Raw genomic sequence first — 11,901 nt, 5'->3', positions numbered from 1 at the left:
GGCCAATCGCTGTTTCGTGCGTCTTGCCCAGCTGTCGTCGCAGCGCGCGACTTTGGCCCGCTTAGCCGGCTTCGTTCAGCGCGGCCAGCACGCCTAGCGTGTTCTGCGCCGCCGCCACGCCCATGTTCACGTAAGCAGCGCTGGTCACGCCACCAATATGCGGGCTGAGCAGAAAGCCAGGCTGGCCGTGGAAGATATGCGGCACCGTCATCGGCTCGACCGCGAARCTGTCCAGCCCCGCCACGGCCACCTGCCCGGACCGCACCGCAGCCAGCAACGCAGGTTCGTCGATCAGCCCGCCGCGCGCGGTGTTGACCAGCATCACGCCCGGCTTGCAGCGCGCCAGCGTTTGGGCGTTGATCATCGCCCTGTTCTCGGGGGTCAGCGGGCAGTGCAGCGAGATCGCGTCGGACTCGCGCCAGATCGCGTCCAGGTCCACCGGCTCGATGTAGCCGGGCAGATCGGCAGCGAACGGATCGAAACCGATCACGCGCATGTCCATCGCATCGCACATCCTGGCAAAGCGCCGTCCAATGGCGCCGAGGCCGATCAGGCCAATGGTGCGGCCCGCCAGCTCGACGCTTTTGTGCGTGGCCTTGTCCCAATGGCCGGCATGCATGCGTTCGTTGAGTTGCACCAAGGATTTGGCGCAGCCCAGCAGCAGGGCCAGGGCCTGTTCCGCCACGGCGGCCGCGTTGGCGCCAACCGCGGCCGTGACCTCGATGCCACGCGCGGCGGCAGCGGGCTTGTCGATGGTGTCGGTGCCGCTGCCGTGCTTGGAGATGACCTTCAGGGCCGGCGCGGCGTCCATGATCTCCGGTGTCACGGCGCCGTAGCGCACGATGATGCCGACCGGGTTGTGGCGCTGCGCCAGCGCCACCAGATCGGCGGCCTGGGGCRTCTTGCCGGCGTAGACGATCTCAAAATCGCCGAGCAATGCCTCGGCTTGTGGCGCGAGGTCGGCCGCGGTGACGAGGATGGCTGGCTTGGTGCTCACAGCGTCTCTCCCTCTTTCAGCACGCCGGCGGTAACAAGCGAAGCGAGCAGCCACGGGGCGCTGGTCTTGCCTTCCTTGATCTGCGCGATGCGGCGGGCTTCGGCGGCTTCCTTGTGCTCGGCGAGCGGCAGCAGCGATGCGATCTTTTCACGCTCGACCACCACCAGGCCATCGGCGTCGCCACAGATGAAGTCGCCAGGGTTGACCGTGACGCCGCCGACCGAGACCGGGTGGCCGATGCGCCCGCCCACTTCCTTGGTCGGGCCGTTGGGGTTGGTGCCCACCGAGAACACCGGGTAATCCATTTCGTCGATTTCCAGGCTGTCGCGCACCGCGCCGTCGATCACCACGCCGGCGATGCCGCGCTGGCGGCATGCATTCATCATGATGGTGCCCATCAGCGCGCTGCTCTGGTCACCCTTGCCGTCGATCACCAGCACGTCGCCGGGCTGGGCCAGCGCCATCGCGGCATGGATCATCAGGTTGTCGCCGGGGCGCACCTCCACCGTGAAGGCCGTGCCGGCCAGCTTCATGTGCGGGCGCAACGCCCTGATGCGGCCGTGCAGCGCGCCCCGGCGGCCGGCCACGTCGGCCAGGATCGCAGGCTGGAATTTCGCGGCCTGGGCGACGATGTCGGCGGGTACGCGGTCGAAGGATTTGACGATGTTGGGCAGGCTCATGGCATGGCTCCGTGGATTCGGGGGTGGCAACGGGTAAGGGGGTAACCGGTAAGCGGTAAGCGGTAACGGGTAAGCGGATAGAGAGGGTGGGCGACGGGTGCGGGAATCAGTCGACCTGTGCGCCGGATGCCTTGACGGCGGCCGACCAGCGCACGGTGTCCTTCTTCATCAGGGCGCCGAACTGCTCGGGGGTGCCGCCCAATACGTCGGCGCCCTGGTCGTTCAGTTTCTTCTTCAGGTCGGGCACCTGCAGCGCCTTGTTGAACTCGGCGTTCAGGCGCGCCACGATGTCCTTGGGCGTGGCGGCGGGCGCCACGAAGCCGAACCACGTCACGGCCTCAAACCCGCCGTAGCCGGACTCGGCAATGGTGGGCACGTTGGGCAGGTCGCCCATGCGCTTGGCCGAGGTGACAGCCAGCGCGCGCATCTTGCCGTTGCGGATATGGCCGATCAGCGTCGGCACCGACGACAGGTACAACTGCACCTGCCCGCCGATCAGGTCGTTGACGGCTTGGGCCGCGCCCTTGTATGGCACGTGGGTGAGCTTGATGCCGGCCGTCTTCTGGAACAGCTCGCTGGTCAGGTGCGCCACGGTGCCGTTGCCCGGCGAGGCCACGTTGATGGTGCCCGGACGCGCCTTGCTGGCGGCCACCACATCGGCCAGCGTCTTGTAGGGCGAATCCACGTTGGTCACCAGCACCAGCGGCGCGCTGGCCACCAGGCCCACCGGCGTGAGGTCCTTCGCCACGTCGTAGGGCAGCTTGCGGTAGAGCGTGGGGTTGATGGCCAGGTTGCTGGTCTGGCCGAGCACGATGGTGTAGCCGTCGCCGCTGGCCTTGGCCGCGGCATCCACGCCGAGGTTGCCGCCGGAGCCCGGCTTGTTGTCCACCACGAAGCGCCAGCCCTGGGCCATCGCTACCTTGTTGGTGACCTCGCGGGCAATGATGTCCGTGCCGCCGCCGGCCGGGAACGGCACGATCACGCGGATGGGCTTGGCGGGATAGGCTTGAGCTTGAGCCTGCGCCAGGGCCGGAAAGGCCAGGGCGCAAAGGATGGCGGTGGTCAGGCCGCGGCGCAGCAGCGTCATTGCTTGTCTCCAGATCTCGTTATTTGTTGGAACGGATTCTGGATGGTCGTTGCACGCAGTACAATACGGTTTCACTGTACGCAACCCATTCCACACCATGGACTCCTCCAATTCCCCCATCGCCGGCGAGGCGGCTGACGACGCCGGCGGCGGCGTCATCGCGGTACGGCGGGCGCTGCGCGTCCTGGAAGCCTTCGGTGTCAGCGACGCGCAACTCACACTGGCCGAGCTCAGCCGCCGCACCGGCTTTCACAAGACCACCGTGCTGCGCCTCGCGCGCACGCTGGCAAGCGACGACTACCTGGTCCAGAAGGAGGACGGCAGCTGGCGGCTCGGGCGCGCCGCCGGCTGGCTGGGTGCGTGCTACCAGGCCACCTTCAATGTGCACGAAGTGGTGGAGCCGGTACTGCGGGAACTGACCATCAGGACCGGGGAAAGCGCGTCGTTCTACGTGCGCGAGGGCCAGCAGCGCATGTGCCTGGTGCGCGTGGAAGGGCCGCAAGCCATCCGGCACCATGTGCGCATCGGCTCAGCGCTGCCGCTGGACAGCGGCGCGCCGGGGCGCGTCATCCTGGCATTTTCCGGGGAGCCGGGCGAGCCTTATGAATCGATCCGGCGGCGGGGCTATCACCTGTCGATGGGCGAGCGCGAGCCGGAAGTCTCCAGCGTGTCGGCGCCGGTGTTTGGCCTGCACTGGAAGCTGCTCGGGTCGGCGTGCATCTCCGGCCCGTCCTCTCGCCTGAGCGAGCAAAGGCTGCTCGCGCTGGCACAGACCGTCATGGATGCGGCCAACCAGCTCTCGTATGCGATGGCGGGAAGCCATCGGCCGGCGCCGGAGGCCGCCTCGGGCAGTCCGGCGACCTGGCACCCCTGACCGGGCCTGCCTGCACGTCTGGCTGGCACAAAACGCCGTCTGGCTGGCAATATGCGGATGGCGCGCCGGATGCTCCGGCCATGCCTCTTGCCCGATTTTTTCCGATACCGGGCCTAACCCGACAACGCGATATCCGCTGAAGCAAAGGAGTGAAGCGCATGCCCCCGCTCGAGACACTATTGCCATTCTTTGGCATCGCCGTGGTGCTTGGACTGACGCCGGGCCCGGACAATGTCTTTGTGCTGCTGCAATCCGCCATGCGGGGGCCCCGCGCGGGCATGGTCGTGGTGCTTGGCCTGTGCACCGGGCTGCTGGTGCATACAGCCGCGGTCGCCTTTGGCCTGGCCGCGCTGTTCGCCGCGTCCAAGCTCGCATTCATGGTGCTCAAGATCGCCGGCGCGCTATACCTGGCCTATCTTGCGTGGCAGGCGTTCCGCGCCCCGGTGGGCGCGATGCGCCAGGGCAGCGGCGACAAGGCTGGCGTGGGGCATATGTACCGCCGGGGCGTGGTGATGAACCTGACCAACCCCAAGGTGGTGATCTTCTTCCTTGCGTTCCTGCCGCAGTTCGTCGCGCCGGACCGTGGCCATATCGGGCTGCAGATCATGGTGCTCGGCGTGGTGTTTATCATCGCCACCCTGCTGGTCTTTTCGGTCATCGCCTACTGCTCGGCCATGTTCGGCGCCCTGCTGCTGCGCTCGGCACGCGCGCAGCGCGCGCTGAACTGGTTTGCGGGGGTGGTGTTCCTGGGGCTGGCCGCGMGGCTGGCGTCGTCGAGGATGTAGGGCGGAGCTGGGAGTTCGGAGTTTTGATGCTTCAGTGGGGGGAGTGTGCGATGTGTATTGCTTGTGGCCCGCTGACGCGGGGGGGTGCGTTGTGGGCGGGGTTTTACTACTTCTAGCTGCTGTCGCGGCTGTACGGTGTTGGCCGTTTTGGAACGTGTGAGATGTCACTTCTCTTTACTCGTAAAGAGAAGTAACCAAGAGAAAGCGATCCTTGCAGGAGGCTGGCGTGGCGTCATTGGGAATCCCGATGGTTTCGTCGTACGGCCCCGGGTGCTAATGGACTCGTGCCGTTACCAGTTTAGATCACCACGACCCTGCATATGCCCAGGGATGCGTGGTGCCCCCCCGGTAGCGCCCACCACGAACTTCAAGCCGTCTGTCGCTCGCGGTGCAGGCGGCCACGAAGTTGCAAGCGTCCCGTTTCCGTCGTGGGCGCRGTGGCACCGAATCGAAAGGCCAAAGAATTCTTCCGCCGCGCCCACCCCACCACGAAACCATCACGGCGTGATATATCGTGGCACTTTGCACCGGTACCGGCAGATAGATGAATGAGCAGGGATGCCGCTACCGAGCAGCCTCACCACGAAACCAGCGCCACCCGCAGGATCGTGGCCATTCAAATCGGTAACGGCATGAGGCCATTAAAACCCGGGGCCTGACGACGAAACCACCGGGCTACGCAACCCCGACAAGCCAGCCTCCTGCAAGGATCGCTTTCTTTTGGTCACTTTTCTTTACGAGTAAAGAAAAGTGACATCCCACACGTTCCAAAACGGCCAACCCCGTACAGCCGCGACAGCAGCTAGATGCAATAAAACCCCGCCCACAACGCACCCCCCGCGTCAGCGGGCCACGCCGAACACCCGCTTCACCCTCTCCCACATCACACCCACCATCATCGCTACCGGATTCATCTGCGTGACCTGGCTGCGCTCGCTCTCCGACAGCGACGGGTCCATCTTGCGGGCGACGTTCTTGCCGAAATCCGCCATCATGCGCCGGACAAAATCGCGCACCAGCCCGGAGCGGGAGAACTGCGCCAGCGGTCCTTGCAGGGAGTACTGCAGGTCGATCAGCACTTCGGTCTCGCCCGCCGATATCGCCTGCAGCACATAGGTGATATCGCCAGCGGCCTTGGAGTTGCTCAGTGAATCCTGCCCCGCGCCCTTGAGCACGCCGCGCCGGTTCGCGTCGTCCCGCTCGAGCCGCGCCGCGCCGTTGAAGCGCGCCGCCATCGGTCCGAACTTGATCGCCACATGCCCCTTGACGCGATCGCCATCCTGCTCGGTGAGCGCCGCGCCCGACAGGCAGCTTGCCACCGCCGGCAGGTCCGCCATGAAGCGCCACACGTCGTCGGCCGGGAACGGCACCTTGAAGCCGCCGTCGATGCGCGACCAGCCCTTTTTGTCGGCGCTGCGCTCGGCTTCTTCCTTGGCGGCAGGCTCGGCGTGGGCCTGGACAGCGCTGTCGGCTGCAGGCGTGAAGCAGACGAACTCGCGTTTCACCTCCACGGCTACGGCTTGCACCGTGCTGCCCGCAGCGCGCGGCTTGCGCTGCGCCAGCACCGAGCTGATCGCGGCCACGATCCCCATATAGCCCGTGCAGCGGCAGAGGTTGCCCGATAGCTCATGACGGATGGTTGCCTCATCGGCATCCGGCAGCCGCAGCACGATGTCGCGGGCGGTGGCCAGCATGCCGGGTGTGCAGTAGCCGCATTGGAGCGCGTGGTGCTGGTTGAACGCGGCGCGCAGCTCGCGCATCACGGGGTCGTCGTCATAGCCTTCGATGGTCACCACCTTGCTGCCGGCGCAGGCGCTGGCAAAGGTGATGCACGAGCGCACGGGCTTGTCGTCGACCAGCACGGTGCAGGCGCCGCAAACCCCGTGCTCGCAGCCCAGGTGGGTGCCAGTCAGGCCCTGTCCGTCGCGCAGGAAGTCGCCCAGGTGGGTGCGGTGCGCGCAGGCGCCGGCAGCTGCGCGGCCGTTGATCGTCAATGCGATGGTTTCCACTGCGGCCCTCAGTTAAAAAGTTGTTCGATGCAGCGCGTGACGGCAACGCAGCAGAGCTTGCGGTCGATCGCATCCTTGGCCGGCGTGGCCTGCGTCACGGCGGCCAGCACGGCCTGCGGCGTGAGCGCGGCGGGGCCGTGCGTGGCAATGTCGCTGGCGAGGCCGCGCAGCAGCGCCGGCGCGCCGTCGAGCGCGCCCAGCGCGATGCGGGCAAAGCGCGTGGACGGATCGAAGTACGCGGCGCAGCTGGCCTCGGCGAACTCGCCGGTCTTGCGGCACAGCTTGTGGTAGCCCCAGCGCGCGGCCTCGGGCTGGCTGGGCACATGGACAGCGCAGATCAGCTCGCCTTCGGTGAGCGCCGTGGTGTACGCACCCAGCATGAACTCCGTCATGGGCACGATGCGCGTGCCGGCCTTGGATGCAAGCTCGATCTGCGCGCCGACGGCGGTCAGCACCACCACCCAGTCCGCCGCGGGATCGGCGTGCGCCAGGCTGCCGCCGATGGTGCCGCGATTGCGGATGGCGCGGTAGGCGATGCCGCGCGCCACGGATTGCAGCATGCCGCCGCGCAGTGCCGGGAATTCGCCATCCTCGATCTGCGCATGGGTGACCGCCGCGCCGATGCGCACGCGATCCTGCTGCACGGCGACCGTGCGCAACTCGGCAAGCTTCGACAGATCGTAGATGGCATCGGGCCGCGTCAGGCGCAGGTTAAGCATCGGGCCCATGGACTGTCCGCCGCCCATGACCTTGGCGTTGTCGGTGCGGTCCGCCAGCGCGGCGCAGGTGGCGGCCAGCGTGGGGGCCGCGTGATAGGTGAATGCAGCTGCTTTCATGATGGTTCAGGCCGCCTCTCTGGTTGGCGTGGCTTGCGGATTCCGGGCTTGCTCGGCGCGGGCCAGCGCTTCGAGCACCTTGCGCGGCGTGAGGGGCGTCTCCAGCAACTCCACGCCGAACTGGCCCAGCGCGTCGTTGACCGCGTTGAAGATGGCCGCGGGGGGCGCGATGGCGCCGCCCTCGCCCATGCCCTTGGCGCCGAATTCCGTATGCGGCGACGGCGTCTCGAAATGGTGGATGCGGATCGAGGGGATCTCGGTCGGGCCGGGCAGCATGTAGTCGGCCAGCGTGGAGGCCAGCGGCTGGCCGTTGCCGTCGTAGCGCATCTCCTCGAACATGGCCGTGCCGATGCCTTGCGCCACGCCGCCATAAGTCTGCCCTTCCACCACCATGGGGTTGACCATGGTGCCGCAATCTTCCACCACCACGTAGTCGAGGATCTCGACGTGGCCGGAATCCGTGTCGACCTCCACCAGCGCGGCGTGGGTGGAGTACGTGAAGCTGCCGGTATCCACGTTGGGCTTGTAGCCCATGGTGGTTTCCAGCCCGGTGGGATCCACATTGGCGGGCAGCCGCTGCGGGTTGATGTACCAGGCGTTGGCGATTTCGCTGATCGGCACGGCGGCCTCGCCCGCCGTCACCGAACCACCTGCCAGCGTCGCCTCGTCCTCGGGACACTGCAGCATATGCGCGCCGATCTTCAGCAAGCGCGGCACCAGCGCCTTGCAGGCGCGCGATACCGCACCGCCCGACATCACCAGCGAGCGCGAGGCATAGGTGCCGGTGGAGAATGGCGTCACGCCGGTGTCCCCGTGCACGACCTTCACGCGCGACACATCGATGCCGAGGATCTCGTGCGCGATCTGGGCAAAGGTGGTTTCCATGCCCTGGCCATGCGAGTGCACGCCAACGCGGACTTCCAGCCCGCCGTCCGGCGTGATGCGCACGGTGGCGGAATCGAAGCCGGGAATCACCGGCGTGCCCCAGGCGGCGAACACCGAGGTGCCGTGCGCCGATTGCTCGGTGTAGGTGCCAAAGCCCACGCCGAGATAGCGCGARCCGGCCGAAGGATCGTTCAGTCTTTGACGCTGGCGCTCGCGGATGCGCGCCAGCCCGATCATCTCCGCGGCCTTGCGCACGCTGGCCGGGTAGTCGCCCCCGTCGAAGTGCTTGTTGGTGACGTTGACGTAGGGCATGGATTCCGGCTGGACCAGGTTCTCGCAGCGGACTTCCCACGGCTCGCGCTTGACCTCGCGCGCCAGCGCATCCATCAGCAGTTCCATGGCAAAGCACACGCCAGTGCGCGCCACGCCGCGGTACGGGACAAAGCCGGGCTTGTTGGTGGCCACGCATTCCGTGATGCAGCGGTAGCCATCGAAGGCGTACGGCCCCGGCAGGTTGCCGATGGCCTGGCCCGGTTCGAGGCCGATGGTGAAGGGCCACACCGAATAGGCGCCACCGTCGATGGCGATCCTGGCGTCCAGCGCCAGCAAGCGCCCGCGCGCGTCGGCGTAGGCCGTGACCTCGTAGTGGTGCTCGCGCGAGTTGRCGCCCGCGGTCAGGTGTTCGCGCCGGTCCTCGATAAAGCGGAACGGCTTGCGGTACGTCATGGCGAGCCAGGCGATGCACAGTTCCTCTTGCTGCAGCACGCACTTGTAGCCAAAGGCGCCGCCCACGTCGGGCGAGATCACGCGGACTTTCTCCTGCTCTAGGCCCAGGCAATGGCTGAGCACCGTGCGGATCATGTGCGGCACCTGGGTGGCGCTGTAGACGATCAGCTGGTCGAACTGGTGGTCCCAGTAAGCCAGCACGGCCTTGCCTTCCATCGGCACCATGCACTGGCGCGCCAGGTCGATCTTGCGGCTGACCACCACGGAGGCCGTCTTGCTGAGCGTGTCGAAATTCTTGTCGGCGGTGAGTGTGAGGAAGTGGTTGTCCTTCCAGTGCTCGTGCACGCGCGTGATGTCGCTGCCCTGCCGCGCGCCATCGACATCGGTGAGCGCCGGCAGTTCATCCAGCTCCGCGACGATGCGCTCGGCAATGTCCTCGGCTTGCGCGCGGGTCCGCGCGAAGGCCATGGCGATGGGCTCGCCGACAAAGCGGACCTTGCCGGCAGCCAAGGGCGGCTGCGCCGACGGCTGGTACGACGGGAAAGCCGAGTCGGCCACGATGTCGAGCGCGCCATGCATGTCGTCACGCCCGATCACCGCATGCTCCAGCCCCTGCGGCTTGTGCAGCGCCAGCAGCCGCGCGTGCGCCATGGGGCTGCGCAGGAACGCAACCTCCTGCAGGCCGGGCATGGCGATGTCGGCGACGAAGCGGCCCTTGCCATGCAGGTGGCGCGCGTCCTCCTTGCGGGCCACGCGCGCGCCTACGCCCTGCCCGCCTTCCTTCTCGATGTGGTCTTTGTCCATACATTCCTCCAGCCCGGGCTTGCMGCCGTCCGTGACTGCTTTGTGGGGTTCGTGGGGTCCGTCGCGCTCGTGGCGTTCGTGAACGGCGATCGTCCTGGCAACCGGCTGATCGATAAGCCATACCCATGCGCCAGTGCGCATGCGCGCCGCATATATTCAGTGCACTGAGCGTATCGCCACATTGGCGAAGCAAACGACAACCGTCAATTGGGGCTTTAGCCGATGCAGTGCGCGGGGCGCCGCTCAGAGCCGTGCCAGTGCCGCCAGCGCCTGCTCGCGTGGCATCACGGCGGCGTATTTCTGCTCCATGTCGAACAGGTTGGCCGCGTGCGGCTGGATTGCGCGGTCGCCCACGCAGTCCGACACCACCAGCGGGCGGAAACCGTGCGACATGGCATCGACCACGCTGGCGCGCACGCAGCCGCTGGTGACCGCGCCGGCCACCACCAGCGTGCGCACGCCGCGCTGCGTCAGCCACGCCGCCAGCGACGTGCCGAAAAAGGCGGACGGCACGGTCTTGCGCACCACCAGTTCGCCATCGCGCGGGGCCAGTTGCGCAACGATCGCGCTGGCCTGCCCATGCTCCTTGAGCGTCAGCAGGCCGGGCACCTTCAGCGTGAAGATGTTCCGGTCGCCGTCGTCGTCGGCAAACACAATGCGGCTGTGCGCCACCGCCCAGCCCTGTTCCCGCGCGCGGTCCAGCAGCGGCACCGTGTTGGCGATGGCCTCGGCGATATTGCCGCCGCCGAACATCGCCGGATCGGCGAAGCCGTTGACGAAGTCGACGATCAGCAGGCCTACGGGGCCCTGCAGCGGCAGTTGGGTGCCGAAGCCCTGGCGCTCGTAGGTGGGGAGTTCGCAATGTCTCGTCATTTGCTGTTCCGTCCGTCCAGTACCTTGCCTTGCCGGACCACGTCCTCGCCGTCCAGGCTCACGGTGCAGTTACGCAACGGGATATCGATATGGCAGGCGGTGGTGCGGCTGCCGCCTGCCTCGTTGTTGGGGCCGAGCGAGAACAGGAAATTGCCCTCGTAAGCCCGCGCGTCCATGCCGATCGAGGCCTCCCTGTCATACAGGCCCAGCGTGGACCACCGCGCGCGCGGCTGCAGGCCCCAGCCGATGTGCGAGATGGCATAGGCCTCGCGGTCGTTGAACGATGCCATGTAGTCGTTCAGCAGCTCGGCATCCAGGCCGCCTTCGATGCGCGTGGCAAAGCCGCCTTCCACGGTCAACTCGACCCGATCCGCCACGTAGCCCTTCTGCGGCAGCAGGATGTCGCCGCTGTCCAGCACGATGCGCCCGCTCGCGCCGCCCTCGTTCGGCCAGGTCAGCACGAAGCCGCTGGGCCAGTGATCCCAGCGCCCCGGCTCGTCGACAAAGCCGTACTCGCTGATGGCGGGAAATTCGCCGAGCGGGCAGCGCAGGTCGGTGCCCGCGTCAGATGTCACCGTCATCTCTTTCGCCCGCGACAACCGCGCGTTGGCGGCGCTCACGCGCTCGCGATCGGCTTCGGTGGGCACCATGCGCACCAGCACTTCAGGCGGCTCCACCGCCAGCAGGATCTTGGTGCCGGTCTTGAGGATATCGTGCTGCTCGGGCGAGAACAGCAGCGTCATCAGGTCCAGCACCAGGTCGCTCTCCTTGAGCGCGGCAATGGCCGCGCGGTTGCCGGTGAGCGCCGTTGTGCCCAGGTAGGCCAGCGGATCGCGGCTCAAGGCCTTGTCTGCGTTGACGGGCGGCAGGTCCAGGCGATTGACGATGGCGCCCATCGCCTGCGTGGCAACCAGCGCGCAAGACAACGTCTGCGGATGCGTGGCGGCGCTGGTGAGAATGGTGACGGTCTGCCCGGGCGCGAGCCGGGACAGCGTGAGGACCTGTTTCCAGGCCTGGATCAGGGCGTGGTCGCTGACTGGCATGCTCTCTCCTGATGATCGGTAGATCGGTAGATCGGTAGTTCAGGCCGCGGCCATGTGCCGGGGGACGATTTCGGCGCCGAGGAAGTCGCCCAGCGCGCTGTAGAAACCCGCCTCGTCATCCCACGGAATCATGTGGCCGGCGCCCGGCACATGGCTGACCTCAAGCTGCGGCAACAGGCCGCGAATCTCTTCAATATCCTCGGCGCGGACCACATCGCCACGGCCGGCCACCATCAACAACGCGGGAATGCCAATGCCCGGCAGGTCGGCATGCACATCGTCGGTATGGAAACCCTGGAAGC

11 protein-coding genes are annotated in these 11,901 nt (G+C 67.0%); 2 read left to right on the top strand and 9 right to left on the bottom strand.

The window, feature by feature from the left end; genetic code table 11:
- Window positions 1–61: 61 nt before the first annotated feature.
- The 3 genes from AC1DS3_RS07165 to AC1DS3_RS07155 all read right to left on the bottom strand — a co-directional run bounded on the left by AC1DS3_RS07165 (window position 62) and on the right by AC1DS3_RS07155 (window position 2,764).
- Window positions 62–997 carry an NAD(P)-dependent oxidoreductase gene (locus tag AC1DS3_RS07165; protein ID WP_477126908.1) on the bottom strand — a complete coding sequence of 312 codons (936 nt, stop codon included), beginning with the start codon at window positions 995–997 and terminating at the stop codon, window positions 62–64.
- A complete protein-coding gene (locus AC1DS3_RS07160; RefSeq protein ID WP_441640999.1) occupies window positions 994–1,677 on the bottom strand; it encodes an RraA family protein in 684 nt (227 codons plus the stop codon). Before AC1DS3_RS07160 ends, AC1DS3_RS07165 begins: the two co-directional genes overlap by 4 nt.
- 106 nt (window positions 1,678–1,783) lie before the next feature.
- Complete coding sequence (locus AC1DS3_RS07155) at window positions 1,784–2,764, bottom strand: tripartite tricarboxylate transporter substrate binding protein (protein ID WP_441641000.1); 981 nt, start codon at window positions 2,762–2,764, stop codon at window positions 1,784–1,786.
- 97 nt (window positions 2,765–2,861) lie between these two features.
- Between AC1DS3_RS07155 and AC1DS3_RS07150 the strand changes: the two genes are divergently transcribed.
- Together AC1DS3_RS07150 and AC1DS3_RS07145 are read left to right on the top strand one after the other, a co-directional pair.
- Entirely contained in the window at window positions 2,862–3,638 is a 777-nt protein-coding gene (locus AC1DS3_RS07150; protein WP_441641001.1) for an IclR family transcriptional regulator, read from the top strand.
- 158 nt (window positions 3,639–3,796) lie between these two features.
- On the top strand, window positions 3,797–4,423 hold the full coding sequence (locus tag AC1DS3_RS07145; protein WP_441641002.1) for a LysE family translocator: 627 nt from the start codon (window positions 3,797–3,799) through the stop codon (window positions 4,421–4,423).
- Window positions 4,424–5,265: 842 nt separating this feature from the next.
- On the opposite strand, the gene AC1DS3_RS07140 is transcribed toward AC1DS3_RS07145, so the two are convergent.
- The 6 genes from AC1DS3_RS07140 to AC1DS3_RS07115 form a co-directional block, all read right to left on the bottom strand.
- Window positions 5,266–6,432: a xanthine dehydrogenase family Fe-S subunit gene (locus AC1DS3_RS07140; RefSeq protein WP_441631452.1), complete on the bottom strand. Its 1,167-nt coding sequence runs from the start codon at window positions 6,430–6,432 to the stop codon at window positions 5,266–5,268.
- A gap of 8 nt (window positions 6,433–6,440) precedes the next feature.
- Window positions 6,441–7,268 (bottom strand): FAD binding domain-containing protein, encoded by an 828-nt coding sequence (locus AC1DS3_RS07135; RefSeq protein ID WP_441631450.1) that lies wholly within the window; start codon window positions 7,266–7,268, stop codon window positions 6,441–6,443.
- Between the two features lie 6 nt (window positions 7,269–7,274).
- Entirely contained in the window at window positions 7,275–9,683 is a 2,409-nt protein-coding gene (locus AC1DS3_RS07130; RefSeq protein ID WP_477126907.1) for a xanthine dehydrogenase family protein molybdopterin-binding subunit, read from the bottom strand.
- Window positions 9,684–9,926: 243 nt separating this feature from the next.
- Window positions 9,927–10,556, bottom strand: a complete 630-nt coding sequence (locus AC1DS3_RS07125) for an isochorismatase family protein (protein WP_441631446.1) — start codon at window positions 10,554–10,556, stop codon at window positions 9,927–9,929.
- Complete coding sequence (locus AC1DS3_RS07120) at window positions 10,553–11,599, bottom strand: 2,5-dihydroxypyridine 5,6-dioxygenase NicX family protein (RefSeq protein ID WP_441631444.1); 1,047 nt, start codon at window positions 11,597–11,599, stop codon at window positions 10,553–10,555. Before AC1DS3_RS07120 ends, AC1DS3_RS07125 begins: the two co-directional genes overlap by 4 nt.
- Before the next feature lie 39 nt (window positions 11,600–11,638).
- The coding region (locus tag AC1DS3_RS07115; RefSeq protein ID WP_477126906.1) for an alpha/beta fold hydrolase at window positions 11,639–11,901 on the bottom strand (263 nt) is incomplete at its 5' end.

The organism is Cupriavidus sp. 01L46 (assembly GCF_056399905.1).
The sequence above is the reverse complement of the archived record's forward strand: the minus strand, read 5'-3'. Positions and strand labels throughout refer to the sequence as shown.

What these genes read in the sequence shown, in the direction of transcription:
- AC1DS3_RS07160 (WP_441640999.1), bottom strand. Translation starts at nt 1,677, where the DNA reads ATGAGCCTGCCCAACATCGTCAAATCCTTCGACCGCGTACCCGCCGAC.
- AC1DS3_RS07120 (WP_441631444.1), bottom strand. Translation starts at nt 11,599, where the DNA reads ATGCCAGTCAGCGACCACGCCCTGATCCAGGCCTGGAAACAGGTCCTC.
- AC1DS3_RS07135 (WP_441631450.1), bottom strand. Translation starts at nt 7,268, where the DNA reads ATGAAAGCAGCTGCATTCACCTATCACGCGGCCCCCACGCTGGCCGCC.
- AC1DS3_RS07155 (WP_441641000.1), bottom strand. Translation starts at nt 2,764, where the DNA reads ATGACGCTGCTGCGCCGCGGCCTGACCACCGCCATCCTTTGCGCCCTG.
- AC1DS3_RS07125 (WP_441631446.1), bottom strand. Translation starts at nt 10,556, where the DNA reads ATGACGAGACATTGCGAACTCCCCACCTACGAGCGCCAGGGCTTCGGC.
- AC1DS3_RS07150 (WP_441641001.1), top strand. Translation starts at nt 2,862, where the DNA reads ATGGACTCCTCCAATTCCCCCATCGCCGGCGAGGCGGCTGACGACGCC.